Origin of the sequence: Paenirhizobium cremeum (assembly GCF_022884085.1) — a bacterium.
GTDB classification, from domain to species: domain Bacteria; phylum Pseudomonadota; class Alphaproteobacteria; order Rhizobiales; family Rhizobiaceae; genus Allorhizobium; species Allorhizobium cremeum.
Genome location: NZ_JAGGCS010000006.1, coordinates 1 through 26,365, shown reverse-complemented (window position 1 = coordinate 26,365; position 26,365 = coordinate 1). Strand labels below are relative to the sequence as shown.

The window sequence follows — 26,365 nt, the reverse complement described above, 5'->3', positions numbered from 1 at the left end:
CCGTGAAAAATCATGCAGAACCGCAGGAATTCCCCCCTTTCCATTGCCAGCATTATCGTCTCGATGACGGCGGTGGCGCTCGGCAACGGCGTGATGTCGGCCTATGTTCCCTTCGTGCTCACCCGGTCCGGAGCGCCCTCCTGGGCCGCCGGCGCGGCCATCACCGCGGTCGCCTTCGGCGGGCTCATCGGCTGCGTGGTCGCCGGGCCGCTCATCCGCCGTGTCGGCCATGCACGGCTTTTTGCCGCCTCGATGGCGCTGGTCACCCTTGGCGCCCTGCTGATTGCCATTGGCGTCAATCCGATCTTCTGGGTGTTGGGACGCGGCCTCTACGGAGCGGCGGGCAATACCAATTTCATCATTGCCCAGAGCTGGCTCAACCATGCCGCATCCAACGAATGGCGCGGCAAGGCGATGTCGTTCTTCTACATGACCTATGTCATCGGGCTCGGCGCCGGGGCCTGGATCTTCGGGCAGATCCCGGCCGACGGCAATCTCGCGCCGCTCGCCACCATCTTCTTCACGGCGCTCGCCATCCTGCCGATCAGCCTCACCCGCCTGCCGAACCCACCGCCGCCAGCCCATGTCAGCGTCAATATTCCCATGGTCTGGCGCAACTCGCCGGTCGGCCTCGTCGGCGTTCTGGCCGCCGGCGGACTGTCAATGGTGGTGCAGGGCTTCACGCCGATCTATGCCGCCGACAACGCCGTGTCACAGGGCGACGTGGCCATGCTGATGTTCATCATGCAGCTCGGCATGCTCTTCGTGCAATATCCGCTGGGAGCGTTGTCTGACCGCATCGACCGTCGTGTCGTGCTCATCATCACCTGCGGTCTCATCACCGTGATGGCGGTCAGCGCCTTCTTCGTGTCCTTCAACAACCTCTTGCTTCTGATGCTGGTATTCGCAATCTGGTCCGGTGCGGTGGAGACGATCTATTCGGTCGCGAACGCCCATGCCAACGACCGCACGGCGCCAGAGGATTTCGTGCCGCTGTCGTCGACGCTACTGGTTGCCTGGTCCACCTCGGCGACGCTCGTGCCGCTCGCGGTCACGCTCGCAACGCCGGTATTCGGTCAGCAGACCTTCATCTTCGCAGCCATCGGCGTGGCGCTGCTCTATCTCGCCTTCGTGGTCTGGCGCATGCAGCGGCGGAAGCCTGCGGAAGCCACCGGCCGCGACGGCTTCGAGATCCGCAGCGCCCAGGTGCCGAACGCCAGCGTCATCACCGAACCGGATGGCGAGAACGTCCGGCAACCGCACTGATGCGAAAAGGCCGGCAATCCACCCCTCAAGGTGAACAAATCCCTGCTTTTCCGCTTTGCGGGCTTCATTGCCGCTGCTATATGCGCAGGCCATGAGCACACAGAACCGCACGCCCCTCGACCATATTCGCAATTTCTCGATCGTCGCGCATATCGACCACGGAAAATCGACGCTCGCCGACCGCCTGATCCAGCTGACCGGCGGCCTGGCCGAACGCGAAATGTCGGAACAGGTGCTCGACTCGATGGACATCGAGCGCGAACGCGGCATCACCATCAAGGCCCAGACGGTGCGTCTGCACTACAAGGCCAAGGATGGCGAGACCTATATCCTCAATCTCATCGACACGCCCGGCCACGTCGACTTCGCCTATGAAGTGTCGCGCTCGCTCTCGGCCTGCGAGGGGTCGCTGCTCGTCGTCGACGCCTCCCAGGGCGTGGAAGCGCAGACGCTCGCCAATGTCTATCAGGCGATCGACAACAACCACGAACTGGTCACCGTTCTCAACAAGATCGACCTGCCGGCCGCCGAACCCGACCGCATCAAGGAACAGATCGAGGAAGTGATCGGCATCGACGCATCCGAGGCGGTCCTGATCTCCGCCAAGACCGGCCTCGGCATTCCGGACGTGCTGGAAGCCATCGTGCACAAGCTACCGGCTCCGAAGAGCACGGGTGGCGAGAGCGCGCCGCTCAAGGCGCTGCTGGTCGACAGCTGGTACGACACCTATCTCGGCGTCATGGTTCTGGTGCGCATCATCGACGGCGTGCTGACCAAGGGCCAGCAGATCCGCATGATGGGCACGGGCGCGAAATACACGGTCGAGCGCGTCGGCGTGCTGACCCCCAAGATGGTGAATGTCGACAGCCTCGGCCCCGGCGAGATCGGTTTCATCACCGCCTCGATCAAGGAAGTGGCCGATACCCGCGTCGGCGACACGATCACGGACGACAAGCGCCCGACGGCGGAGGCCCTTCCGGGCTTCAAGCCGGCGCAACCGGTGGTCTTCTGCGGCCTTTTCCCGGTCGACGCTGCCGATTTCGAGGAACTGCGCGCTGCCATGGGCAAGCTGCGGCTCAACGACGCCTCCTTCTCCTTCGAAATGGAATCCTCCGCCGCCCTCGGCTTCGGTTTCCGCTGCGGTTTCCTCGGCCTGCTGCACCTCGAAATCATCCAGGAGCGCCTTTCCCGCGAATTCGACCTCGATCTCATCGCGACCGCGCCCTCGGTCGTCTATCAGCTGACGCTGACCGACGGCACAGAGAAGGAGCTGCACAATCCGGCCGACATGCCTGACGTGGTCAAGATTCGCGAATTCCGCGAGCCGTGGATCAAGGCGACGATCCTGACGCCGGACGACTATCTCGGCGGCATCCTGAAACTCTGCCAGGACCGCCGCGGCATCCAGACCGAGCTCACCTATGTCGGCAATCGCGCCATGCTGACCTACGAACTGCCGCTCAACGAAGTGGTGTTCGACTTCTACGACCGCCTCAAGTCGATCTCCAAGGGCTATGCCTCCTTCGACTACAATCTCGCGGACTATCGCGAGAGCGATCTGGTCAAGCTGCAGATCCTCGTCAACGGCGAGCCGGTCGATGCGCTGTCGATGCTCGTCCACCGCTCCGCCGCCGAGCGGCGCGGCCGCACCATGTGCGAAAAGCTGAAGGAACTCATCCCGCCGCACATGTTCCAGATCCCGATTCAGGCTGCGATCGGCGGCAAGGTCATCGCCCGCGAAACGGTGCGGGCGCTGCGCAAGGACGTGACCGCGAAATGCTACGGCGGCGACGCCACCCGCAAGCGCAAGCTTCTGGAAAAGCAGAAGGAAGGCAAAAAGCGCATGCGCCAGTTCGGCAAGGTCGAGATCCCGCAGGAAGCGTTTATTGCAGCGCTGAAGATGGGGGATGAGTGAGGACACAGGTTCTCACTCCTCTTCATTCCGCTTCCGAACAAGCCCGGGCTATTCGGCCGGTTTTCACCATAGGTACAACGGAAGCGCCTTCCGCGTCGATCGTTTAGACAGACGATAGAGGCGTAGGGGCCCAACGACGTCACCGCCGCCACCGAATTCCTCTTTCAGGGCTTCTGAAGGGCGTTTTTCAACGCCCGCCGCTCCTCAATCCCAGGCGATATCGAACTTCAGCTTGGCATTGCCGCTGGTCATGGAGTGGCCGGTGATATCGCAATTGGCCTTGGAGCGCACCGGGGCCGCCCCTTCGAGCATGAACTGCGACATGCCGTACATGACGTGGTAGCGGCCACGCACGGGATATTCGGTCGCGTCGCATCCCTTCTTGAAGGTATGGGCGACGCCGTCGATCAGGGCGCCGTCAGGATTGTTCATGTCCCACGGCTTGCCCCGGAAGAGCACGGTGCCGCGCTTGACGGTGCCGGCAATCGAGCTTTTGGGCCGGTCATAGACGATAACCCCCTTCGCGCCGTCGACGATCATGATGGAGCCGTTGTGGTCGTAGGGAATGCCGTCGAGGGAGGCAATGTCGATCACCTCGACGGGGGAGAGCGTGCCGATGCCGTTGCTGCCCGGATGGCTCACCGGCTTCGCCTTTGTCACACCGCTCGGCACGGCGCTGTCGCGCAGGCCCTCGGCATAGACGAGTTTTCCGTCCTCGCAGGTACGCCAGATGCCGTAGCTGCCCTCATGGTGGCGCCAGACGGGAAAGCAGAAGCCGGGACCGAGGATCTCGACATCCGGCCAGTCGCTGTCGGTGCGCGGATGGAAGGCGAGATCGGAACCCGGAAAGCCAAAGGCGTCGGTCCAGCCACCCTTTCCGTCCGCGATCAGGAGGCCGATTTCCGAGCCGGCATGGCCGAAACAGCTCGCCGCACCGCTGGCCCGCCGGTGAACGACGATCTCATCGACGGCATCGCCGTTGATGTCCTTGATCTCGTAAGGAAGCTCGAGCTTCGAACCGTTCGATTCGGGGCAAAGCCGGGCCTCGGGCGTGTCAAGCGTGGCAATCGCGGCATCGATCTCGACCTGGGTCCAGGCGAGAGCCGGCGCGGCTGGAAAGACGGTCAGAACGCCCGCGAGGCCGATCAGCATTTTCGGCAGGAATTTCCCGCATTCCCGATCCCGCTTCGCCATCCGCCGTCCTTCCTTCCCTTCTGTTTCGCGGCGAGACTGGCCGGCAAAACTGAGCGAGCCGTTAACGGGAAAGGGAACCTTGGCTGCAGGCTTTCCATGCCACTAATCACATCGGTCGCATTCGATCCAACGACCCGGCCGACGTCCGTCTTGTGCTTCCTGCAATTGCATTCTAAGTATTCCTGGTAGTTGCCGGCTGAGAACAGCAACTACTTGAGTGTTCGGAGGAAACATGCACAAGTTCAAGATCCTGAAGAATGAAAAAGGCGAGTTCCGCGTTCAGTTCGTCTACAATTCGGAAGTCATGGTCTGGTCGGAAAACTACGCGGCCAAGGCAAGCGCCAAGAACTGCGTCGAATCCATCAAGAAGAACGCCCCCGGCGCGGCCATCGTCGACCTGACGAAGGAAGAAACCGGCAGCGGCTATCGCTTCGAAATCGACGCGGCGAAGAGCGGAGAGACCTTTGTCCGTTTCCGCGCGGCAAACGGCGAGATCTTGGTCCGGTCCGAAACCTATTCTTCGAAATCGAGCGCCAGGAACTGCGCCGAGTCCATCAAGAAGAATGCCCCCGAGGCGCCGGTCGAGGACGAGACGGCCGCGACAGCCTGAGCGGACGGGTCCGCCCGCCGCGCGATCCCCGCGACCGGTGGCAGGACCGGCACGGGCGCCTGGTCAATCGTTGCCTTCCTTGACCTCCCGGAAACGCGTCTCGAATTCGTGACGCAGCGTGCGCCGTTCGACGGCCTGTCGGGCGCGCCGCCGCTTGGCCTCCGTATCGAGCACGAGCTCCGGCACCGCCGTCGGCTTGCCTTCGGCATCGACGGCCACCATGGTGAAATAACAGGAATTGGTGTGGCGCCGCTCGCCGGTCCGGATATTCTCGGCCTCCACCCGGATGCCGATTTCCATCGAGGTGCGGCCGGCGAAATTGACCGAGGCGCGGAAGGTCACGAGCTCGCCCACATGGATCGGCTGGCGGAACACCACCTGATCGACCGAGAGCGTCACGGCATATTGCTGGGAAAAGCGCGAGGCGCAGGAATAGGCCACCCGGTCGAGCAGGTTCAGCAGCGCGCCGCCATGCACCTTGCCGGAAAAATTCGCCATGTCCGGTGTCATCAGCACCACCATTTCCAACTGGCTCGGATCATGGGCACGGTCCATCGAATGTCCTTTCGCAATACGCTGTGGCGAGCAATGTTCCCCGAAGCTGTAACCGCTCCTCGAAGCCTCGAAAAGGGGCCGCGTGTTTTGGCGCTGGGTCTCGAAAGACTGCTTCCCCGATGGCGTGCCTGCTATGAACGGGGTGAAACGGTCACACCCAGCCGACCGCCTGACCGGTCAGGGCAACGGCGAAGAAGACAAGAAACCCGGCGGCCATGCGTCCGACAAGCGCCGGATGCCGCCGGGCGATCAGCCGCAGGATCGCCGCGCCGAAGCCAAGCCAGAAGCTTGCGACCAGGAGGATCAGCCCCGCTAGCACGCCGAGATAGGCGATGGTTGCGAGGAAGCCCGCCGGCGGGACCAGCACGAGGCCGATGATGAGGCCCTTGGGATTCATGACCGTGGTCCAGTAGACGGCGCGCGCATCGATATGCGTTTCATTCGCCGACGCCACCGGCATGATCCAGAGCCTGGCGGCGAGCATCAGCACCCAGGCGGCGGCGCAGAGACGCACGATATCGGCGAGAAGCGGCTGACCTTCCAGCCAGGGGCCCGCGAAGGTGGCGAGCGGAGTGACCGTGGTCATGTAGCCGGCAAGCTCTCCGCCCATCAGCGGCATGGAACGCCGCACGCCTTTCGCCGCGCCGGACAGCGCCAGCAGGGTATTGGTCGGTCCGGGCGTCAACAGAAGAAGAAGCACGGCGGCGGCAAAGGCGAAAAGGCTCATGGATATCTTCCAGGGAACAGAACGGATGCCACCATAGCGCAAACGATGCGCCGCGAATTGACACGGGTCAATGTGTCGGGCGCCCGTGCCTTCTCACGGGCGCGGCAAAGGCTTCGCCGGATTGCCGACAACGGTTACGCCCGCCGGAACGTCGCGGGTCACCACGGCACCGGCACCGACGATCGCACCGTCGCCGATGGTGACGCCGGCAAGAATGACCGCCGCTCCGCCGATCCAGACGTCCTTGCCGATGGTCACGGGCCTGGCGATCTCGATGCCCGCGGCGCGCTGGGCGGTGTCCTTGTGGTGCTCGGCGCAATAGATCTGCACGGCGGGTCCCAGCATGCACCCATCGCCGATCACAACGGGCGCGCTGTCGAGGATCACGCAGCCGGCATTGATATAGACCCGTTCGCCGAGCATGATGTTGAACCCGTATCCGCAATGAAAGGGCGCTTCGACAAAGGCGCCGTCGCCGAAGCCGGCGAAGAGCTGCACGAGGTCCGGCGCCGCGCAACCACGCTGCGCAGGTGGCATGGTATTGTGGCCATGAACGGCCTCGCGTGCCCGAAGGCGCAGGCGGTCGAGTTCCGGATCGATGCAGTTGTACCAGAGGCCGGCGGCCATCTTTTCCCGTTCGCTCGCCGTCATCTCCTTCCTCCCGCTCGCCTTGCCGTCAGATGCGCGAGACCCAGGCGCGGGCGATCGCAAGACCCGCCGCTTCGGCGGCCGGGCCATGGGCCGCGGCATATTGCGAGTGGCGCACAAGCCAGCCCGGTTCCTTGCGTTCGACATGCTCCGGGAAAAGCCGGCTCCATTCCGCAACCACCGCGCGGTTCGCCTCGAAATGAAACTGCATGCCATAGGCGGCGCGTCCGACGCGGAAGGCCTGGTTGACGGCTGCGGCATTGCCGGCGAGGTGCACGCCGCCCGGAGGCAGGGTGAACGTGTCGTCATGCCACTGGAAGGAAACAAAGCCTTCCCCCGGCGCTGCGGCGGCGGCCGAAATCACCGGATCGCTCCGTCCCTCCTCGGTGGGGGAAACCGTATGCCAGCCGAATTCAGGCGCCGCTCCGATTAGGTTCTCGGCGCCATAGGCCCGCGCCAGCACCTGACTGCCGAGGCAGATGCCGAGCACGGCCTTGCCGGCATCGCCGAAGTCGCGCATCAGCGTCGCCAGCGCCGGCAGATAGGGATGCTTCTCGTCGTCACGCGCATTCTGCTCGCCGCCGAAGACAACGAGGGCGTCGTGCCCATGAATGGTCGCCGGCAGCGGTTCGCCGGCATAGGCACGAATCGCCTCGATTGTCGCTCCGGCTTCGGCGAGCGCTATACCCACCTGGCCCGGATCCGAATATCGGGTGTTTTCGATGATCGCCACGCGCATTGTCCGTCTCCGCCGACTCGCCCACCACGGAGATGACCACGACCGGCGGCGCTCTTCAAGGGCATGCCACGATGCTTGCGGCCCGGCCTCAGAAGACTTTTCCGAGACACCCGTCAACCGACTGGCGATTGCCGCCACGGATCGAGAAGAACAGGAAGATCGCCGCCCAGAGGATCGATTTTTCAGCCCCACCCAGGCCTTCCGCCTTGACGATCCAGTGGAAATAGACCGTGACCAGCAGCACGATCATCGCCGCGAAGGCGGCGGGGCGTGTGAAGAGGCCGACGGCGACCAGAATGCCACCGAAGAATTCGGTCGCCGAGAGAAGGGGAGACCAGAAAACGCCGGGATAAAAACCGAGGCTCTCGACCATTCCCACGGCGCCGAACGGATTTATGATCTTGCCGTAGCCATGGGTCACCAGCAGGACGCCGGCGACGACGCGGAGCACGGTCTCCACCGTCTCGTAGCCGGCGGCGTAGACAGGGCGAAGCTGAGGGACAATCAGCCGATTGCGGTCAACAGGGTTGGACATGTCGGCACTCCTTGATTTTTGCGTTCCGGGTCTCAGTTTGTTGCGGTTATGCTAATGGCTGCAAAGACAGCCAGGCTCAAGCATGCCTCGATAAAAACATGACTTTAATAGTTGACTTTATCGTGAAGACGTAACGAGGAAAAGGAACGATGAGTGACAAGCCGCGGGTGACCATACTCTACTGTACGCAGTGCAACTGGCTGCTGCGCGCCGGCTGGATGGCGCAGGAACTGCTGCAGACCTTTCCGGAGAGTGTTGGTGAAGTGGCGCTCATTCCCGGAACAGGCGGCAATTTCGAGATCCGCGTCGATGGCGAACTCATCTGGGAACGCAAGCGCGACGGCGGTTTTCCCGGACCGAAGGAACTGAAGCAACGGCTGCGCGACATCATCGAACCCGAACGCGACCTCGGTCATACGGACCGGGTGACGGCGGCTTCGAGCAATGCCGGTGAAAACTGAAAAAGGGCAGGCTTTCGCCCACCCCTTTCCGGATTGCTGCAGGGCCGGTCAATAATAGGGCGACCGGCAGACCCTGAAGTAACCACTGGAGGACAGGAACCTGTTCGTCTGTGGATTGTAGGACCGGTAGCGGTCGAGGCACCAGCGGACGTGACGGTTCCAGTTGCGTCCCGGCGGCATGCCATAGGCAGGCGGTGGAGGGGGGCGACGATAATAGCCGTCATCCCAGCGCGGCGGGGGCCGACGGCGATAGTCATCGTCCCACCGCGGCGGTGGCGGGCGGCGGTAGCCATCGTCCCAGCCGGGAGGCGGCGGTGGCCGCCTATAGCCCGGCGGACGGCGGGTTTCGTAGCAGCCATACGCATCGCAGTAAACCTGCACCTTTTCGACGCCGGACCGCTCTGCAGCGGGCGGCGCGACCTGCGTCATCGGCATCGCTGCCTGCGTTACGGCAGGCAACAATCCGACAAGGCCCAGGAAGGACCCCAGCAGGATTTTTCCAAACAATCTGATCATGTTACCTCCAGCCAGAAGATTCGTCCGTCCATGACGGACATCGGGAGCGCCCTTCCCCGCATCGGCAATCTCCGGCAGATGCGGCCTTCTGTCCAGCCGCTTTTCTGCCTGCCTTCCGGAAGACGATGCCTGGCGCCACCGTCCCCGAACATGCCTAATCCTCCGCGATATCATGGCTTTTCCAAGACTGCCGGTCCCGTCGTTCCAAGGCTCTTCGGCCTGCTTTGCGATATCCGACACGAAAACTTCAAAAAGCCAGTTGACAGTCCGAGTCGCTGCCTTTACACGGCTCCTCGTCGCCCAGATGGCGGAATTGGTAGACGCGCAGGTTTCAGGTACCTGTGCCGCGAGGCGTGGAGGTTCGAGTCCTCTTCTGGGCACCATTCCATTTTGAGAAACGTAGATTTCTCAATAGTTTCAAGACTTAGGCAGTCCTTCCGGTACACAACGAGGTACACGGAAGGTCCACATGGGTCTCAGACTGAAACACATAGTCCCCACCAAAGCAGGAACATTCCACTACCGTCGACGCATCCCGAAAGATGCTGCGGAAGTGATCGGCAAGCGAGAGTTCAAGCGGCTCCTTGGTCAGACCGAACGGGAAGCCCTGCGGAATTACCCGAAGGTCAATGCCGAATTTGAGAGAGTGGTGGAGGAGGCCCGGAGGGAAGCAGTCCGCTCCGTTGCTGATCTGACACCCCTTGAGGTTCACCGTCTGGCACAACGTAGGGCTTCCGAACTGGAGGCCATGAAGGTCTATGTCGGTGGCCGGGAGTTGACTGGGGCTGACTCGGAGGCCGCTGACGTGATCCGGGATAGCGCCCTGTCTTCCGGTCTCTCCGATCCTGTGGAGCGTCAGGCGGTCAATCTGGTGGCAAACAAGGGCCGTATTCCCCGCCCCTCTCCGACATTGGCAGACGCGAAGCGGCTCTATCTTCAAGAGAGGATCAACGGCGACATAAACGAGAACCAGAAGACCCTCCGGCTGGAGCGTGTCATGGGTTATCTCGCCCATGCTATCGAGGAAGACAGGCCCCTTGACAGGCTGACACGCGAAGATGCCCGCGAAGTCCGCGACCATATGCTTCGTGATCTCGACATGAACCCGTCAACCGTGCGCCGATACGTGAACGACATTCGGGCCATGATCGGCTTCGGTATAACGGAGTTCGGCTTGCGTGACGCCCTGAACCCGTTCCAGAGGCTGGAAATACGGGTCCAGACGGTGGCAAGAGAGGAGCGATCTCCAATCCCGGCCAAGACCCTGAAAGCCATCTGTGCCCGCCTAGAGGCCCATGCGGGGGCCGATCTGTGGCAGATATGGCGGATGCTGGAGGGAACCGGATGCCGTCTCGGTGAGGTAACTGGGCTTCTGGTCAGCGACGTGAAGCTTGACGCCACGGTGCCGTATATCGATCTTGTTCACCACGCCCATAGACGCCTCAAGACGGCGGGATCGGTGCGGCGGGTGCCATTGATCGGGGAAGCCTTGGACGCTGCCAGAGAGGCCGTGAAGGCCGCTGGTGACAGCGCCGTATTGTTCCCCCGATATGGCAAGGTCCGGGGTGCGGATGTCGCCTCTGCCAGCCTCATGAAGCATGTCAGGACCGTGACGGACGATCCGAAGATTGTTGTCCATTCTCTCCGCCATACGATGGAAGACCGGCTAATCCGGGCAAGGGTCGAGGAGTTCGACCGCAATCTTGTCCTAGGCCACTCCAGCGGCGGCATGAGTGAGCGGTATGGTGGCCCGGATGCGCGGCTAGAGGTGGCTGCGGGGGCCGTGAAGGCGGCTCTAGGGGCGAAAACTGACTGACACGGGCGTGGTTCCGCCTTACATAGTTCTACCTACGGTCACTAGAGGCCCACGTTAGGCGACACTACCGGGGGATTGTTTGACCCGATTGTCGCTCGTCGCGGGACGACAGACACCATAATAAGGAGCGCGCTATGAGCAAAACCCTTACAATCGAGCAAATCGACCAATCAACTAATCGACTACCTTTCAGCGAAAAGGAGATATTCACGCTGATCGAGTTTGTGAAACTAAGTCGGAAGAAGGGACGAGATCTACAAACAGGTGCGAGGAACCTAGCAGCGACAGCAGAACACGTTCTACAGCTTGCGCAAGAGGAAGGAATTATTGCAATCAACTCCGCAATATTGGGCATGGAGGTTCTGTTTGCTAAGGTCGATGCGGGGCGCAGTTTTTTTGGTGGGCAAAAAGCAGCTTACATATCCTATGTGAATACGGGAGATGACGAGTGGGCTGTTGGCACCACATTCAACAGTTGGCCAATAGCAGTAACATCAATCGGCAACATTTATCGAGGAATGGGGTACCGCTAGCCAACTCCATCCCCAAGATGTGACCAAGAGCGAGAAACTTCGTTTGGACTACCTCATGAGCTATCTTGAGATGATCTCGGCAGCTTTCTGCCGTGCGATTTCTTTCTGCTGACCGGCCAGCCTGTCCACCTCCTCGTTCATCGGATCACCGGCATGGCCCCGGACCCATTCCCATGTGATCGTCTTGCCCTCGGCAGCGGCAATGATCCGCTCCCATAGGCCCCGGTTCAGGACAGGTTTTCCGGTGCCTTTGCGCCATCCGTTGGCGATCCATCCGGGGAGTCGTTTGGTCATGCTGTCCGGTATCATGTTGTTGTCGCTGCGGATGACGATGGGTTGCGGCTCATCCGGCTTCAAGTGTTCGAGCGCCGCCGCCACGGCGGTCATTTCCATTCGGACATTGGTGGTTTCAGCCGGATCAAATCCCCGGACCTTGTGGCATTTCAGTTCGTTGCCCTCGGCGTCAATGCGGCGGAGAGTGGCGGCATAACCGCCGGGACCGGGGTTTCCGTGGCAAGAGCCATCGGTGTAAATCAGGATATACGGTCGGTTCTGTGGAGTTTTCATGGAAGCCTTTCGGTTGGAGTGAAACGGCATTGGACGGTGCCAATGGCCGGAAGACAATGAAGGAAGACACGCGGACGGAACGCCGGGTCTCGTGGAACCTTCGTGGATGATGCGGAGCATGGGGAGGAAGGCGTTTCGAGACCATCCCGCGGATGCGACACGAAAGAGAAGACGACGTAGGGCGGCGCTCCGCCCGAAGACAACAAGGTATCACGGACGTGGGGGAGAACACCTTGGCGAAGCCAATAGAGGATGTCTTGGCCGTTCGGCTTCTCGCCGTCCGTCCTCGGTCGATCAAGTAGAGCGATTAGCCCACGTGTCGGCCCCTTCTGTCGAACCTCGTTCCGAGGGGGAGCAGAACAGCGGACAGGTCAGCAAATAAAGCCACCCGTAGCGCCCTGTTTCTCATCCCCCACACGGTTCAACCATTCGTCTTAGATACGGGATTTTTCCAAAAGTGGCACTAATCCCTTCAAGCCGCCCGCCGCAGCGTGGCCAAGTCTCGAAAGACGGTCCTGCGGGGGATGCCCGTCAACTGGATAATTTCGGAAGCGGTTCTCCCTGCCCTGTGAAGGCGGTCGATACGCTCCCGGCGCTGGTGGTGCATCGGTATTGTCGGGGGCGATGCTGTCGGCGTGATGAGCGCCTGTCGTAGAACCTGTTGCCCCTTCGGCGTAATGAGGATCATGGCGCGAACCATACCCCTCCCGCCCTCGCCCCAACGGCCCTTGATCTGAACAACCAGTCCGGCCCGGATGGCAGCCGGAGCGGCTTCCGGGGTCCGGTAGTAGACGGGCTTGCGAAGGACCGGATTGCAGAGCATTGGCACGTCTTTCCAAGCCAGAACCCGGTGAACGATACCGCATTGCTCCATGAGGTCCGTCAGGCGCGCCGCCGTGATGCCGAAGGTTTCCGCAAGTGTGCCGATGGTGACGCAATCGGTGACAATTTCACCGGTTTCCGGGTTCACGATTTCTCCGGGCGTTCTGTCGGCCACGAAGAACCCGTTTCTCCGGGCATTCGCCTCCTGCTTCGCCTTCGCCAGCATTGCGGGCGTCCATGGTCCGCCGCCCCGCTCTTGTGCCTCGGTCTGCCGGGCTGCGATCCACTCGGCGTAATTCACCGTCATCGATCATCCCCGGCGATGGCCTCGGCAATTCGGCCATCCAGCGCCCGAAGGTTTCTTCGTCTGGTTGCCCATGCCCGTTTCCCCCGCTTCCGGTTCTCCGACTTGATGGCCGCTTCCGCCGCTTCTGCCTCCTCCCTGCTCGCGAGTGGGCGTCCCGCAAGCGACACGTTGTTTCGATAGGTCTTGCTGTCGTAAAAATCGCTGCTCATTTCAGTTCCTTTATCGCGTTGATAATGGTTTGTTTCGCCTCCTCGGCGGATTGGCGGTCCCGCTTCTCCAGTTCCGCCAGTTGAATGCCGGTGAAGCCAAAGGCCAGCGCCAGCTTCTCGCCAAGGATCGCCCCCGCTTTCGGCGTCATTTCCCTGTAGATCGCCTGTTGCCGCCCGCTGGAAGGGTCGAAGCGGCTCCCACGGTGACGCGTGGAAAGCGCCCTCACGCGGCGGGCAAGCTGCATCCTGAACGCCCGATCATCGGCAAAACGCCCCGGCCGTTCCCGCCACATGAGGAACATGGCGAGTGCGGTGACGACGATCTCCCGAACCGGGGCGTCTGCGTCGATGTTGAGGATTTCATGCGCTGCGGACCGCTCATAGCGATTGCCGACACGCTTCTCCGCGACACGGTTCGCATCGGAGACGATAGCGGCCCATGAGGTTTCCAGCGCGGGCCATAAGGGGCTGTCCGCGTTTCTATCAACCCTTGCCCGAACACGGTCGAGATAGGGATTGAGTTCACCTTTTCCGATGCCTGTCTGCCCCACCGCCCCTTGTCGGCGGAGCATGGACTTGTGGCGGCGGCAATGTGGAGAGAATTCGGAGGAAGCTGGATTGCCGCAATGCGGAACGGCGCAGATGCGGCTCATGCGCTTTCCTTTCGTGCCTTCTTCTCCCTCCCGATAAACGGCCTCACCGTCTCCAACTTCTCGACTGCTTCCGAGAAGATCGAGATAAATTCCGCGTCGGCAAGATTGTCCGTTTCGGTAAGCTGACGTGCTGCCCTGTGCATCAAGCCGCCAGCTTCGATCAGGAATACAGCGACAGCATCCTCCGGTTGGAATGCGGTCCCTTGAAGGAGCTTCTTTGCGTCGAGGATGGTTTTCAGGTCGGAGAGGCTGTCTAGGATGGAGACTTCCAACCCGTTCAACACAGTTTCGTCATGGGTAGCTAAGGTCATGTTTGTTTTCCTTCTCGTATCCACCCCCAAGGACACAGGGATGGGAAGATTAAAATTTTGGCATTGCTGCCTGTGGTGCATTTCTTCACTGTTTCGGCCCTGCCGTGGGCCATCGTCAGCGGTCGAGGCGTCACGACCGAACAGGAAAGCCGTTACTGCGGCACTAGGTCAGCTTCTCGCGTATCCCGCCCCCTTTGGTTTATGCCGTGGCGGTGGGAAACCGCCGTGCCAAGCTTTCCAGCCGTGGGCTGTGAAGGCGCTCAGAAACCTGTCCGAGACACGTCTTCCCCGCATCGGAACCTGTCAGGGACCGACTGGAAAACATGCGTCTCCGGCCCGTGAACAAGTCACGGAAACCGTCCAGCTTACTGCTGGTGTTTTGGGAAAATGCTGGTTGGTGCTGGTAGCGCCCGAGAACCCCGTCGCGACTACCGCCAGCGGCTTTATGTCGGCGGAGAGTGCCGCCGCACCGGAGAGGCTGAACGCCTCATGGGTCGGAATATGGACGCAGATACGAAATACGTCAATGCGGAATCGTCATCAAGTTATTGTTTTTGCATCACAAAGTTTTATTTATGTCTTCTGCGTCGTGTTGATTTTCAAACGGTTACGCCCGAACAAGGCATGAATTTGTGACCAAATCTGTGACCGAAAATCGTGAACGGTGCCGCCGGTCATCCCCCGGCTTCCTTCACCTTCGCCATGGCCCATTCAACCGGCTTCCGCACCTCGTCGCTCTTGGGGTCGGCTCCCAGTGCCACCGCTCGAACGGCGCAAAGCAGAAACTCGGCGGCAACGGAAAGGGCTTCAATGGCGATGTGGGCGCGAATCTGCGGTTCGTGAGAATGCTGTTCGCAAGAAAGCTGGTCCATGCTGGTCTCCTAGGTGATGTCGGGGTTGACGGAGACACCTTGGCGGAACTGAATATCAATGGTCAATCAATAACTTAGTTCCGGTAATGGGACTATCTGGAACCCTGTCGAGACCCTCCCGGAATGGGATTGGGGAAGCATTGCGGGGCCACGGCACGGGCCACGAACGGGGAACGGATGGTGCCGATAGTGGGAAGGAGTGGACAGAATGTCGCACCTATGCCGCCCTTGCCAGCAACCGCGAAACTTGGACCGCACTCCACTCGGCTCCTCTTCCGCTCGGCGTCTTCACACCCCGTTCCGTCAATGCCTTGGCAATCGCCCCAAGCGAGGCGTCAGAGCCGATCTCCGTGCGGATGGCGGCGACTATCGGCAACACGTCAGAGGCGCGTCTGTGGGCCTTCTGTGACCGAACGTGGGCCGCTTCCTTCCTCATGTCGTCTGTCAGGGTCATGACCACTTCTCCGGTCTCTTTCCGGTGACGGGTTCCCCCCAGTTTCTTCCCTCTGGCTTTGGCCGCTGCAAGAGCGTCCTTGGTTCGCTTGGAGATAGCCCGCGCTTCCTCTTCCGCGACCGCTGCTAGGACATGGATCGTCAGCCGGTTCACGCTCGGCATGTCCGCTGCAACAAAGTCCACGCCGCTCTCCATGAGGCCGGAGACGAAATGCACGTTGCGGGCAAGGCGGTCGATCTTAGCGACCACGAGACGGGCACCGAGAGCGCGGCACATGGTCAATGCTTCGGCCAGTTTGGGGCGGTCGGTGCGCTTCCCACTCTCCACCTCGATAAACTCACATGCCAGCTTGGCACCCTGTCCGGTCAAGTAGGTGGCAACGGCTTCCCTCTGTGCCTCAAGACCTAGCCCGGAGCGGCCTTGTTCCTTGGTCGAGACGCGGAGATAAGAGACGTATTGCGTGGTCATCGGCTATCCGTTTCATTACTGTCATCGAGCGTTGACAGAAACGTAACGGATAAAAGCGAGAGAAGTCAAGCCGGTCGGCGATGACGGGCATGGCCAGCCGGTGGCACCGTCCGGGCAACGGACTGGAAGACGGAAGGGGCACGGGGGGTAGCGCGCTTCCGCACCTGTCGAGGTTGACGCCTCGGATTTTTGGGGTGTTTTATGATCGTGCGCCCCGCAGTACCGATTGCGTCTCTTCAACCCCCACCCATCTCCGATTGCTAGAAATGAGCCGATGAATAAGCCGGTGGCAACAGGCGCACAAAAGGGCCATATCACCGACGCGGGTTGCCCTGGTTCCTTCGGCATCACCAAGAGGAATAGTGTGATGGGCCTCGAAAAAGCTCTCCTGTAGTTGGCGCTCCAAACGCGGAGGAGAGAAATCGCAAATTTCGCATTTGAGGGAGGCATTGGCCAATTTTGCCAACAGTTTCTTCCGAAGCCTAGCGTCTCGCTGTCGATGCCGAGCGGTAAGCCATGCGCCCTCTACGAACTCCTCATCCTCCGGAACAGGGGGTGGAGCATCTCCACCGATTGACCTACGGAGCGCATTTGCGATTCCTGCGAGTACGAGAGCCTTCTCTTTGGGAAAATCAGTGACCACCGCCATATCTGTATGGGAATATGAAAGTCCGCGACCGGGCTCCACAGCGGAAAGAAGGTTTTGCAACTTCAACGCTACACCATCCGGGTTTCGGAACCTGTCATTTCGTTTCTCTGGTGGATGAATTGCAGCACCCCTGAGAAAGGCTGAAAGTTCATGCACATCGGCGTGGTGCCGATCTATGGGCTTTCCGTGTCGATACAGAAGATCAAGCGCAAGGATTGTTTCGTCTCTCGTCCAATCCGGATTACCGTGGCCTTGTGTTACTGGCATGAGCCCCCGCTCCCGTTGCAAACAAATCAGTTAAATGAACAGGTCATTGTAGCATAAGACTTGGCAAGCTCGCCCCGCCTACGTAAAAGGAACAAGGTCCACATTCGGGCCGCTTGAGGTACACAAGAGCGCAACCATTCACGAGACCGGAAGCACTCTAAGATACTGAAACTATGAATGAATTTCTGGATATTCCAGTGGTTCGATTTGGTGCCGCAACACCTCTTCTGGGCACCATTCCAATCTTGATCACTGCCAGATCAAGGACCTAGCTTTAAAAAATCGAAACAGGGAAATCGGCTTCCGCCGGAGCGTTTTGGCTTGGGCGGGTTTCGTCCCGTCAGCGCGGGGATTTTCGCGTCTCCGACAGCTCCTCGAAGAGTTCGAGCTGCATTGCCTGGATTTTCGACAGTCTTTCCCACTGTCCCACGAGAATATGATCCAGCTTCTCGTGCAGATGCCGGATCTCGAGTTCGGCCTTGAGATTGATCTGGTAGTCGTTCTGCGAACGCAGCCTGTCCTTTTCCTCCTGCCGGCGCTGGCTCATCATGATGAGCGGGGCCTGAAAGGCGGCGATCATCGACAGGAAGAGATTGAGCAGGATGAAGGGATAGGGATCGAAGCTCGTGAAGATGGCCGGAATGGCGTTGACGAACATCCAGGCGACGAGAAAGAAGAGGAAGGACAGAATGAATGTCCAGGAACCGGCGAAGGAGGCGATCCGATCCGCAATGCGGTCGCCGAGGGTAACAGTCTCCTCGTAGCTCTCCTCGGTATTCTCCGTCACCGTCTCGTGCGCGGCGATACTTTCGATCACCTCCCGATCGAGTTCGCTCAACTGCCCGCGCTCCCGGCGGATCATGTCCTCCACGGAGCGACGGCGGCTCTCCTGCAGATCATCGCGGCAGATCCAGCCGGTGGAGCGCCAGTCGGGCGTGATCCGGTCCAGCTCTTCCGCAAGCGAGGGACGCACGACATCGCAGGCAGTCATGTCCCGTCTCGATTTCAGACGCTTGCAGACGCCGCAGGTTTCCTGGGGGCTCTGACGGGCGGGATGGTGCGGCATGCCGATGGCTCCGGATAAGGGTGACGAATCGCCGCCATGGTGGCGACCCTTGTGCAAGGAGGCAAGCGATCGGGAGCCGGCTCAGTCGATGTTGCGCGGATTGACGCCCGGATACCAGCCCCTGGAGGGCGGGTTGCGGCCTTCAAACACCATGCCATCCCTGGTGCAGCGGTAAACCACGACCGGCACGCCGCTGCTGCTTCGGAAAGGACTGTCCCGGCCCCGATCGACGAAACGCGTCACGGTGTGGCACTCGTAGTTCGAGTCGGAGGAAAATTCGCCGGGCGCCATGGGGCGGACACCCGGCAGATCGGAATAGGTAGCGTCGCCGGACCGCTCGAAGGTTTTCGGCAGGCGCAGTCCTTCGGCGGCCGATGCCGGGCCGGGAAAGGACGAGACGGAAACGGCGACAGCCAGCCCCGCCATCAGGACGCGCTTCAGGCCCGCTTCCCCCGGTCTCTGCTTCATCCCGCTGCTGTCCGACATCATATCCTCATTTCGTCTCGGCACGGTCGGCCGGGATCGTTTGCCGGCTGGCCATTTCGTTATCAGATATAATGACGGCACCATCCCGACGAAAAGAGGCATACGCGTTTGTGATCGGTGCGTGGCTTTCTGGCAACCGGGTTCAGGCAGTCGGGCGGTTTCAGGCAGTCGGGCGGCGATAGCCGGTCGGCATGTCGTAGAGCCAGCCGATGCGCCTGACGGCGGCCTCGAAATCCTCGCGCGCCACGGTCATGGTATGGCCGTTGGCATGAAGGAGCGTGTTTTCGTCCTCCATGATGCCGGCATGTCCCTTCCAGAAGACGAGATCGCCGCGACGAAGCTCCTCGCGCGAAATGATCGCTCCGAGACCCGATGCCTGCATGTCGGAATCGCGCGGCGCGCTTCGCCCGGTCATCTGCAGGGAAAGCTGCACGAGACCCGAACAATCAATGCCGAAACCCGAACGCCCGCCCCAGAGATAAGGCGTCTCCAGGAAGCGGGCAGCAATGGCGACGTAATCGTCGGACGGCAAGGAGCCGAGCGGTAAGCAATGGCCGGCGACGATGGCGCGGCCGTCTGGCAGAATATGGTAGTGCGTGCCCCGCGTTTCGGCCTCGCCGACGACAGTGACAAGGCTGCCCATGGAAAATGCCGATGAGGCGGGAAAACGCAGGTCCGGCCCCGGATAGACGAAGGTGCGCGGCACGACGACACGATGGGTCGGAGCGGCCTCGGCATCGGAGAGCGCCGCTTCCGGCAGGTAACCGACATAACCGTCCTGCCTGGCCTTCACCCAGGCGAAACCGCCGGCCCGGTCGAACACCGTAACCTCTTCGCCGAAGAGCAGTTCGGTATCGATGCCGACGGCGAGGTCGGGCCTCGGTCGCAGCGCCGCGACCGGCACAGCCAACCTTGCCGACGTTCCCTCGACGAAACGGGCCGCTTCCACCTGCCCTTTCAGAGCCGCCTCAGCCAGATCGGTGCGGTACGCATTGAGCCTGCGGTCGAGGATGGTTTCGGTGGTATTCATGGTGTTCTCAATAGCCCAGCTTGCGGCCCTGCTCGATGACCAGGTCGCCGAATTTTTCGAGGAAGAGCGCGCCGCCCACCGTGCGCCTGACGACGACGCTGCGGCGGTCGCGCTCATCACGAACGCGATCGACCAGCCCCATTTCGCCCATGGTATCGAGGGCACGGGTGATGACCGGCTTGGTGACGTTCAATCTCGCCGCAAGCCCGCGGACGGTATGCGGCGGCGGCACGAGGTAGATCTCCAGAAGGATCGCCATCTGGCGCAGCGTCAGGTCGCGCTTGTCCTGCTGCACCTGCTGCAGCGTCACCTTGTGCCAGAGGCCAAGCGCCTCCGTGGCGGTCAGTTCAACAGTCATGGGCGGGTCCGCGACGTCGTTTGCGCATTTCTTTTCCGGCAATCGACGCGGCATTGCAAGAGCGGCGACCGCCGGCCGCCGCCCGTGGGGCCATTACTTCAGCCCGGAGCGCAGGAAGCGGTAGAGCGCCCGGATGCCCTGGGCCTCTCCGCCAACAGGCGAATGGGGCCGTTCGCTCTGCGCCCAGCCGAAAATATCGAAATGCACCCAGCTCTTCGACTTGCCGACGAAGCGTTTGAGGAAGAGGGCAGCGGTGATCGAGCCCGCCATGCCGCCAGCCGGCGCATTGGTGAGATCGGCGATCGAAGTCCTCAGGTTTTTCTCGTAGCCCTTGTAGAGCGGCATGCGCCAGAGCGGATCGTCGGTCTCGAGGCTCGCATCGACGAGTTCATGGGCGAGATCCTCGTCGTCGGTGAAGAAGGGCGGCAGGTCCGGACCGAGCGCCACGCGGGCAGCACCCGTCAGCGTGGCCATGTCGACCAGCAGATCCGGCGCGTCCTCGTCGGCATAGGCGAGGGCATCGGCAAGGATCAGCCGCCCTTCGGCATCGGTATTGTCAATCTGGACGGTCAGGCCCTTGCGGCTTTTGTAGATATCGCCCGGGCGGAACGCATTGCCGGCTATGGAATTCTCGACGGCGGGAACGATGACGCGCAGGTCGATCTTGAGCTTGGCGTCCATAATCATCAACGCCAGGCCAAGGACGTTGGCCGCGCCACCCATGTCTTTCTTCATCAACAGCATGGACGAGGCCGGCTTGATGTCGAGGCCGCCGGTATCGAAACAGACGCCCTTGCCGACGAGTGTCACACGCGGATGCCCCTTCTTGCCCCAGCGCATTTCCAGAAGGCGCGGCGCAACCGCGCTGGCGCGGCCGACGGTATGGACCAGCGGAAAGTTCTTCTCCAGCAGTTCATCGCCGACGATGGATGTGACTTCGGCCTTGTAGTGTTCCGCCAGCGCCCGGAAGGCGTTTTCCAGGTCGGCAGGTCCCATGTCGTTGGTCGGGGTGTTGATGAGGTCGCGGGCAAGGAAGACCCCGGCAAGCTGGCGCTTGATGTCGGCGGCGTCGGCATCCTGCGGGATCAGAAGCTTGGGCTCGGCCGGGCGCTCGGACCGATAGCGGTCGAAGCTGTAGGAGCCGAGACCGTAGCCGAGCAGCAGCCGGTTGGCGGTCAGTGGCGCAGTCTCGATGTGCCAGTCGCCCGCCGGCAGGCTGCGGGCCAGCTTGCCGGTGAGGAACGGATTTTCCGAGGGATTGGAACCAAGGCCGAAGAGAGCGCCGCCGAGATGGCCATCCGCTGTCGGGATGAGCAGCACCGATCCCGCTTCCGCCTTGAAGCCGGCCTTGCGGGCCCAGTCGAGCGCGATCGGATCGATCGTGCCGGTCTCGATATGGGCCGGAGTGACGGCGAAGACGGGCAGGGTCTTCCCCCCCTTGGAACTGAAGGGGTTGTGTCTCTCGATATACTGGTAGGGGGCCATAAGCTGTCTTTCGGAAAGGTACGGGCGGAATCAAAGGGCGTGAGCCCGATTAACACTCCGTTAGGGTTAACAGATTATTGCTGGAGCGGAGATTGCGTCGCTTTTCACCATGGCAGGGCGCGCAAACGCCATCGCAGCAGGAAGAAGAACATGGTTATTCGGCACAGGTCTTCGCATCATCGGGTCGGCACGGGTCGCCGGATGAGAATTTTCGGCGGCATCTGCCTGCTGATGGCGGCGAGCGTGCTGGCCGGCTGCTCCACATCCCGGCCCGACCGATCGGTTACCACCGGTTCGATCCCGCGGCTTTCCAAACCGGTCGAAAGCATGACCGCGCCGGAGCTCGCAAATGCTGCTGCAAGCATCGGCCAGGCCTATGAACGCAATCCGAAGGACCGCAATGTCGGCATGACCTATGCCAACGTCCTGATGATGACGGGCCGCAACACGCAGGCGCTGGCCGTCATGCAGCAGGTGGCGATCGCCAATCCATCGGACCGCGACGTGCTCGCAGCCCTCGGCAAGGCACAGGCGGCGGCGGGCCAGCTCGAGAAGGCGCTGGACACGATCGGCAGGGCGCAGACCCCCGACCGTCCCGACTGGCGCCTCTATTCCGCCGAAGGCGCCGTTCTCGACCAGCTCGGCCGCTCGAACGAGGCGCGCTCGCGTTATCGCATGGCGCTCGACCTCAAGCCGAACGAGCCGACGATCCTTTCCAATCTCGGCATGTCCTACGTGCTGAGCGGCGATCTGCGCACCGCCGAAACCTACCTGAAATCCGCTTCGCAGCAGCCCGGCGCAGACAGCCGCGTCCGGCAGAATCTTGCTCTGGTGATCGGCCTGCAGGGCCGTTTCCAGGAAGCCGAACAGGTCGCCCGGCAGGAACTCGATCCGCAGCAGGCCGATGCGAACGTCGCCTATCTGCGCTCCATGCTGTCCCAGCAGAATTCCTGGAAGCAGCTTGCCTCCAAGGACAAGGCGAGCCCCGACAACGGCACCAACTGAGATCCGCTTTCCGGCATCAGCAGCGCTCCGGTCAGTCGCCGGTGTCGATCAGAGCGCGGCCGCTCGTCAGATCCGTGACCATACGGATGACGGCTTCCACCTCCGCCACCGGAACGGCGACATCGAGCCATGCGCCCTCGGCGCCGAACTCCTCCTTCTCGATATGCAAGTCGCAAACGCCAAGCAGGCGTGACTTGACGAGCGCGAGATCGGAAAAGCCGCAGCCAAAGCGGACCAACGAACGTGGGATGATCTCGACCTTTTCCGCCGCCTTCAGACAGATGGCCGCCGTGCCGCCATAGGCGCGCACAAGACCGCCGCTGCCAAGCAGGATGCCGCCGAAAAACCGCGTCACCACCGCCGCCACGCCATCCAGCGCCTGGCCGTCAATGGCCTGAAGGATCGGTTTTCCGGCCGTGCCGCTCGGTTCGCCGTCATCGCTGAAACGATAGGCCTGACCGATCCGCCATGCCCAGCAATTGTGGTTGGCGGAGGCATCCGACACGGCCGCAATGAAGGCCTTCGCCTCGTCCTCGCTCGCGACCGGCGCGGCATGAGCGATGAAACGGCTCTTCCTGATATCCTGCGTGAAGGTTTCGCGCTGCTTGAGGGTAAACATCTCTTTCTCCAGACACCCTCATAGAGCGTTTCCAGCGAAAACGGAGTCGCCGTCAATGCTCCATCTCTCTGTCTTCACGCAATTTCCGACCAGTTGCTCGCCAGCAATCCCTTTCTGAAACGCCTGGCCGAGCTTTTGGACGACGGATTGCTTGCCGGTGCAGCCGATATTGCGGCGCTCGAGCAGGAGTTCGCCATCTCAGTTCACTCTAGGAATGGCTGGACGGCCCCGGAAAGCCGCTTTTTGCCCCCTTGGCGACAAAAACGCAGACGTCGCGCTTCGTTAAAACGATCCAGCAGAAGCCTGACGGCATCCGGCCACCGAGAGAGCGCCTTTAGGAGTTCGCTCACGCGCCTGCTTCGGCCTCATCGATCCGATCAATCGACAAGAATTTCCTGCAGCAGATTCATTGTGTTGGATATGGCGGACAGGGAGGCCGCCCAATTAGAGAGCACGAACGACCTGTACTGTCCACATTGTGCTTTAGTTACAATGGCATAATTCGACGCTTAGTCCAAGGTCGTCCACTTGATATCGGTTAAAGCCACGATAAAATGTGGGGTATATTGTGGGCTGTTGAGTTGGTATGTCATTTTGAAAAAGCAGGGTAAGCATCCAGAGAAGTCGCTGACGGCACTCAAGGTGAAGAACCTATCGGACCCAGGCAGGTATTCCGATGGCAACGGTCTCTATCTCGTCGTTGATCCGTCGGGCGCCAAGCGGTGGCTGCTGCGAACGGTCATCCAAGGCAAGCGAACGGACATTGGGTTAGGCGGCCTATCATTGGTGTCGCTGGCCGAGGCGCGAGAATCGGCCCTTTCCTATAGACGGGTGGCGCGGCAAGGCGGGGACCCCCTTGCCGAAAAGCGAGCCAAAACCCGAGTGGTTCCGACCTTCAAGGTCGCGGCGGAAACGGTGCACGCTGAACATAAGGCGACCTGGAAAAACGAAAAGCATGCGCAGCAGTGGATCAACACACTCACGCAATACGCATTTCCGCAAATCGGCAACCTTACGGTCGATCGCTTAGAAACACCGGATGTCCTGCGTGTTCTGGCGCCAATTTGGCTGACAAAGCCGGAGACGGCCAGGCGGGTACGGCAAAGGATCGGTAGCGTGCTCGATTGGGCGAAGGCAGCGGGATACCGTGCCGGCGACAATCCGGTGGAGGGGGTAACGCGGGGCTTGCCAAAGCAAGCCGCCAAGGAAGATCACCATGCGGCAATGCCGTACAAGGATGTTCCCACCTTCATAAGTGCCTTGAAGAAAAGCAATAGCAGCCTGCCGGCACGCTTGGCCTTTGAATTCCTGATTCTAACCGCATCGCGAACCAGTGAGGTCTTGCAGGCCCGCTGGAGCGAAATCAATACTGCAGAGGGTTTTTGGACGATCCCGGCAACCCGAATGAAAGCCAAGAGGGAGCATCGCGTACCGTTATCACCGCGCGCCAAGGATATCCTGGCGGAAGCACGGCAGGTGGCGGGTACATCAGAGTTCCTTTTTCCCGGCCGCACGATCGAGAAACCGATGTCGAACATGGTCTTCTTGAAGATCCTCGAGCGGATGGAAGTCAAGGTTACCGCGCATGGCTTTCGCTCGTCGTTCCGGGACTGGGCAGCGGAAACGACCAGCTATCCACGAGAGTTGGCGGAAATGGCTCTTGCACACACGATCGAGAATAAGGTTGAAGCGGCCTATAGAAGGGGCGACTTGCTTGAGCGCCGCCGCGAACTCATGATGGATTGGGCCAGCTATGTCGCAGGATAATTCCGACGAAAAGAACGACACGTCCATAGCGGACGATCACAAAAGCAACTGGCACTCCTACCGGAACAAAAAAGAATTCGCGAAGCAAGGCGTAGATCGTGCGATAGACGCCATCAACAAACTTATAGCGAAAGATAAGCACGGAAACTTCATAGTATATAATAATATTAAAGATTACTCTCAAATAGATAGGGCTTTATTGAAGCTTTCAAATCGATATTGGTCCGAAAAACTGGAGAGAAATGTTGTAAATAACCATTTTTCTAAGAAAAAAATCTCTGCAGTGACAAAAGATTATCGCAAACTGCACGACAGCCTGCGATCGCTTGGCGATGATGAACGCCAATATGTTCAGATAGAGCGTCAATATCAAAAGCCGAAATTTGACGCCCTTGATCGGCTTGAGGAATTGCGGGCGAAAGCCGATTTCTTCGAGAACTTAGCAGATTCACTGGACGGTCGGGCGCAGCCTCACATAGCGCGAGCAGTGAAAAGTGCCGCTGATATTTTCGAGATGTGCTCACACCACGCAAGAACTTCTAACTCACGCCACAACGAGGCCAAACGTCCCGAGATGCCCACCAAAGAGAGCGCGACGGAAGGCGAGACCTCATGTGGAGCCGAAGCCATATCCAAAACCGAGACAGAGACAGAGACAGAGACAGAGACAGAGACAGACGCTCAAAACGAGACCGTATTTGAAAGCGTCTCGACACGATTCATTTATGCCCTAATGCAAGGGATAGATCCGGAAATATCGACCGGGAACATTAAAACCTATATTCGCGGCTTATCCAGAAGACCCGTTACCGATGACAGTGATGAATAATTCATAAAAATTCTTTAATATCATATAGTTGATTTATTTCTGACTTGAAGAACTTTAGCGTATCTTCACAAAATTGCGTCCGCTAGGCCGGTGTTGCATCCTTTTGGTGTCAAGGAGGCACAAATGGACAAAATGCAACGCATACAACTTTTCCGAATAGGACAGGTTCTCTCCCCAGGTGGTCCGCTACCGCTCTCGAAAAGCGCATGGTGGCAGGGTGTTCGGGACGGCCGCTTTCCGCAGCCAATTAAGCTCGGCCCAAGACTGACATGTTGGCGTGCGGACGACATAGAAGCGCTTATCCAGTCTCTAACGGATGCCCGCGATAGCGCCGAGAAATAGTTCGGCGTCCAGATAATTCAAAAAAATCAACGAACCCAACGCTCGTCCTGCGGCCGAGCGAACGGTGAAGCCATGTTTACGATCTACTGAAAGGACTGAAGATGACAAAGAAAAACGCAACACAACGCGTCGAGAAGCGTCGCACGAAAAAGAGTAGCACCCGTCGAAAGTTGCGTAACGCAAGTTTGCAGCAGAAACCTCAAGCTTCTGAATTGCTCAATGTTGAACGGCTTATCGAACCAGTGACCTGCCACTGCGAATTTCCTCCAGAATTGATTAGAGTC

General features: G+C 60.3%; 31 protein-coding genes and 1 tRNA gene. 12 read left to right on the top strand and 20 right to left on the bottom strand.

Annotation, left to right across the window (positions count from 1 at the left end; all coding sequences use genetic code 11):
• Positions 1 to 12 precede the first annotated feature (12 nt).
• Both J5N58_RS12320 and lepA read left to right on the top strand, forming a co-directional pair.
• Positions 13 to 1,266, top strand: coding sequence for an MFS transporter (locus J5N58_RS12320; protein WP_244710997.1), 1,254 nt, complete (start codon positions 13 to 15; stop codon positions 1,264 to 1,266).
• A gap of 91 nt (positions 1,267 to 1,357) precedes the next feature.
• Positions 1,358 to 3,181, top strand: coding sequence for a translation elongation factor 4 (gene lepA, locus J5N58_RS12315; protein WP_112827548.1), 1,824 nt, complete (start codon positions 1,358 to 1,360; stop codon positions 3,179 to 3,181).
• 204 nt (positions 3,182 to 3,385) lie between these two features.
• Here lepA and J5N58_RS12310 read toward each other — a convergent pair whose 3' ends face one another.
• The gene (locus tag J5N58_RS12310; RefSeq protein ID WP_244710995.1) at positions 3,386 to 4,375 is read right to left on the bottom strand and encodes a hypothetical protein; all 990 of its coding nucleotides are present in this window, start codon (positions 4,373 to 4,375) and stop codon (positions 3,386 to 3,388) included.
• A gap of 232 nt (positions 4,376 to 4,607) precedes the next feature.
• On the opposite strand from J5N58_RS12310, the gene J5N58_RS26055 reads away from it, so the two are divergent.
• Positions 4,608 to 4,985 carry a YegP family protein gene (locus J5N58_RS26055; protein WP_425314463.1) on the top strand — a complete coding sequence of 126 codons (378 nt, stop codon included), beginning with the start codon at positions 4,608 to 4,610 and terminating at the stop codon, positions 4,983 to 4,985.
• A gap of 63 nt (positions 4,986 to 5,048) precedes the next feature.
• Here the strand turns inward: J5N58_RS26055 and J5N58_RS12295 are convergent, their stop codons facing one another.
• From J5N58_RS12295 to J5N58_RS12275, 5 genes are all read right to left on the bottom strand, one after another.
• The gene (locus J5N58_RS12295; protein WP_244710992.1) at positions 5,049 to 5,540 is read right to left on the bottom strand and encodes an acyl-CoA thioesterase; all 492 of its coding nucleotides are present in this window, start codon (positions 5,538 to 5,540) and stop codon (positions 5,049 to 5,051) included.
• Positions 5,541 to 5,691: 151 nt separating this feature from the next.
• A complete protein-coding gene (locus tag J5N58_RS12290; RefSeq protein ID WP_244710990.1) occupies positions 5,692 to 6,267 on the bottom strand; it encodes a hypothetical protein in 576 nt (191 codons plus the stop codon).
• Positions 6,268 to 6,360: 93 nt separating this feature from the next.
• On the bottom strand, positions 6,361 to 6,918 hold the full coding sequence (locus J5N58_RS12285; protein WP_113467106.1) for a sugar O-acetyltransferase: 558 nt from the start codon (positions 6,916 to 6,918) through the stop codon (positions 6,361 to 6,363).
• A gap of 25 nt (positions 6,919 to 6,943) precedes the next feature.
• On the bottom strand, positions 6,944 to 7,654 hold the full coding sequence (locus J5N58_RS12280; protein WP_112827541.1) for a type 1 glutamine amidotransferase: 711 nt from the start codon (positions 7,652 to 7,654) through the stop codon (positions 6,944 to 6,946).
• 88 nt (positions 7,655 to 7,742) lie between these two features.
• Positions 7,743 to 8,189, bottom strand: a complete 447-nt coding sequence (locus tag J5N58_RS12275) for a DoxX family protein (RefSeq protein WP_113467107.1) — start codon at positions 8,187 to 8,189, stop codon at positions 7,743 to 7,745.
• 149 nt (positions 8,190 to 8,338) lie between these two features.
• Here J5N58_RS12275 and J5N58_RS12270 point away from each other — a divergent pair, with 149 nt between their 5' ends.
• Complete coding sequence (locus J5N58_RS12270) at positions 8,339 to 8,650, top strand: Rdx family protein (RefSeq protein WP_112827539.1); 312 nt, start codon at positions 8,339 to 8,341, stop codon at positions 8,648 to 8,650.
• 48 nt (positions 8,651 to 8,698) lie between these two features.
• Here J5N58_RS12270 and J5N58_RS12265 read toward each other — a convergent pair whose 3' ends face one another.
• The gene (locus J5N58_RS12265) at positions 8,699 to 9,166 is read right to left on the bottom strand and encodes a BA14K family protein (protein WP_113338504.1); all 468 of its coding nucleotides are present in this window, start codon (positions 9,164 to 9,166) and stop codon (positions 8,699 to 8,701) included.
• Positions 9,167 to 9,464: 298 nt separating this feature from the next.
• Here J5N58_RS12265 and J5N58_RS12260 point away from each other — a divergent pair.
• The 3 genes from J5N58_RS12260 to J5N58_RS12250 all read left to right on the top strand — a co-directional run bounded on the left by J5N58_RS12260 (position 9,465) and on the right by J5N58_RS12250 (position 11,515).
• Positions 9,465 to 9,549: transfer RNA gene (locus tag J5N58_RS12260), tRNA-Leu, on the top strand.
• A gap of 86 nt (positions 9,550 to 9,635) precedes the next feature.
• Positions 9,636 to 10,982, top strand: a complete 1,347-nt coding sequence (locus J5N58_RS12255) for a tyrosine-type recombinase/integrase (protein WP_244710988.1) — start codon at positions 9,636 to 9,638, stop codon at positions 10,980 to 10,982.
• A 134-nt stretch (positions 10,983 to 11,116) separates the two neighbouring features.
• Positions 11,117 to 11,515: a hypothetical protein gene (locus tag J5N58_RS12250; RefSeq protein ID WP_113438963.1), complete on the top strand. Its 399-nt coding sequence runs from the start codon at positions 11,117 to 11,119 to the stop codon at positions 11,513 to 11,515.
• Between the two features lie 60 nt (positions 11,516 to 11,575).
• Here J5N58_RS12250 and J5N58_RS12245 read toward each other — a convergent pair whose 3' ends face one another.
• The 12 genes from J5N58_RS12245 to J5N58_RS12190 all read right to left on the bottom strand — a co-directional run bounded on the left by J5N58_RS12245 (position 11,576) and on the right by J5N58_RS12190 (position 21,519).
• Complete coding sequence (locus J5N58_RS12245) at positions 11,576 to 12,082, bottom strand: ribonuclease H family protein (protein WP_113438964.1); 507 nt, start codon at positions 12,080 to 12,082, stop codon at positions 11,576 to 11,578.
• A 472-nt stretch (positions 12,083 to 12,554) separates the two neighbouring features.
• Entirely contained in the window at positions 12,555 to 13,211 is a 657-nt protein-coding gene (locus tag J5N58_RS12240) for a hypothetical protein (RefSeq protein WP_244710986.1), read from the bottom strand.
• Complete coding sequence (locus J5N58_RS12235) at positions 13,208 to 13,420, bottom strand: hypothetical protein (protein WP_113438966.1); 213 nt, start codon at positions 13,418 to 13,420, stop codon at positions 13,208 to 13,210. The genes J5N58_RS12240 and J5N58_RS12235 overlap by 4 nt, the downstream gene beginning before the upstream one ends.
• Entirely contained in the window at positions 13,417 to 14,073 is a 657-nt protein-coding gene (locus J5N58_RS12230; RefSeq protein WP_113438967.1) for a hypothetical protein, read from the bottom strand. The genes J5N58_RS12235 and J5N58_RS12230 overlap by 4 nt, the downstream gene beginning before the upstream one ends.
• Positions 14,070 to 14,384 (bottom strand): hypothetical protein, encoded by a 315-nt coding sequence (locus J5N58_RS12225; protein WP_113438968.1) that lies wholly within the window; start codon positions 14,382 to 14,384, stop codon positions 14,070 to 14,072. Before J5N58_RS12225 ends, J5N58_RS12230 begins: the two co-directional genes overlap by 4 nt.
• A 674-nt stretch (positions 14,385 to 15,058) precedes the next feature.
• On the bottom strand, positions 15,059 to 15,256 hold the full coding sequence (locus J5N58_RS12220; protein WP_113439598.1) for a hypothetical protein: 198 nt from the start codon (positions 15,254 to 15,256) through the stop codon (positions 15,059 to 15,061).
• Between the two features lie 217 nt (positions 15,257 to 15,473).
• Positions 15,474 to 16,178 carry a recombinase family protein gene (locus tag J5N58_RS12215; RefSeq protein WP_113439597.1) on the bottom strand — a complete coding sequence of 235 codons (705 nt, stop codon included), beginning with the start codon at positions 16,176 to 16,178 and terminating at the stop codon, positions 15,474 to 15,476.
• Between the two features lie 1,256 nt (positions 16,179 to 17,434).
• Positions 17,435 to 18,160, bottom strand: a complete 726-nt coding sequence (locus J5N58_RS12210) for a DUF1003 domain-containing protein (RefSeq protein ID WP_112827537.1) — start codon at positions 18,158 to 18,160, stop codon at positions 17,435 to 17,437.
• Between the two features lie 81 nt (positions 18,161 to 18,241).
• Positions 18,242 to 18,628, bottom strand: a complete 387-nt coding sequence (locus tag J5N58_RS12205; protein ID WP_113338520.1) for a hypothetical protein — start codon at positions 18,626 to 18,628, stop codon at positions 18,242 to 18,244.
• Between the two features lie 178 nt (positions 18,629 to 18,806).
• On the bottom strand, positions 18,807 to 19,676 hold the full coding sequence (locus J5N58_RS12200) for a C40 family peptidase (RefSeq protein ID WP_113443959.1): 870 nt from the start codon (positions 19,674 to 19,676) through the stop codon (positions 18,807 to 18,809).
• 7 nt (positions 19,677 to 19,683) lie between these two features.
• A complete protein-coding gene (locus J5N58_RS12195) occupies positions 19,684 to 20,034 on the bottom strand; it encodes a MarR family transcriptional regulator (protein ID WP_113443958.1) in 351 nt (116 codons plus the stop codon).
• A 93-nt stretch (positions 20,035 to 20,127) separates the two neighbouring features.
• A complete protein-coding gene (locus tag J5N58_RS12190; RefSeq protein WP_113443957.1) occupies positions 20,128 to 21,519 on the bottom strand; it encodes a leucyl aminopeptidase family protein in 1,392 nt (463 codons plus the stop codon).
• Between the two features lie 201 nt (positions 21,520 to 21,720).
• On the opposite strand from J5N58_RS12190, the gene J5N58_RS12185 reads away from it, so the two are divergent.
• Positions 21,721 to 22,524 (top strand): tetratricopeptide repeat protein, encoded by an 804-nt coding sequence (locus tag J5N58_RS12185; RefSeq protein WP_112827822.1) that lies wholly within the window; start codon positions 21,721 to 21,723, stop codon positions 22,522 to 22,524.
• A gap of 31 nt (positions 22,525 to 22,555) precedes the next feature.
• Here J5N58_RS12185 and J5N58_RS12180 read toward each other — a convergent pair whose 3' ends face one another.
• On the bottom strand, positions 22,556 to 23,143 hold the full coding sequence (locus tag J5N58_RS12180; RefSeq protein ID WP_113443956.1) for an IMPACT family protein: 588 nt from the start codon (positions 23,141 to 23,143) through the stop codon (positions 22,556 to 22,558).
• A 576-nt stretch (positions 23,144 to 23,719) separates the two neighbouring features.
• Between J5N58_RS12180 and J5N58_RS12175 the strand changes: the two genes are divergently transcribed.
• The 4 genes from J5N58_RS12175 to J5N58_RS12160 all read left to right on the top strand — a co-directional run.
• Complete coding sequence (locus J5N58_RS12175; RefSeq protein ID WP_244710984.1) at positions 23,720 to 24,910, top strand: tyrosine-type recombinase/integrase; 1,191 nt, start codon at positions 23,720 to 23,722, stop codon at positions 24,908 to 24,910.
• Entirely contained in the window at positions 24,897 to 25,739 is an 843-nt protein-coding gene (locus J5N58_RS12170) for a hypothetical protein (RefSeq protein ID WP_244710981.1), read from the top strand. Before J5N58_RS12175 ends, J5N58_RS12170 begins: the two co-directional genes overlap by 14 nt.
• A 123-nt stretch (positions 25,740 to 25,862) precedes the next feature.
• Entirely contained in the window at positions 25,863 to 26,081 is a 219-nt protein-coding gene (locus J5N58_RS12165; RefSeq protein ID WP_342345989.1) for a helix-turn-helix transcriptional regulator, read from the top strand.
• A gap of 101 nt (positions 26,082 to 26,182) precedes the next feature.
• Positions 26,183 to 26,365: hypothetical protein (locus tag J5N58_RS12160; RefSeq protein ID WP_244710979.1), on the top strand; the 183-nt coding region annotated here is incomplete at its 3' end.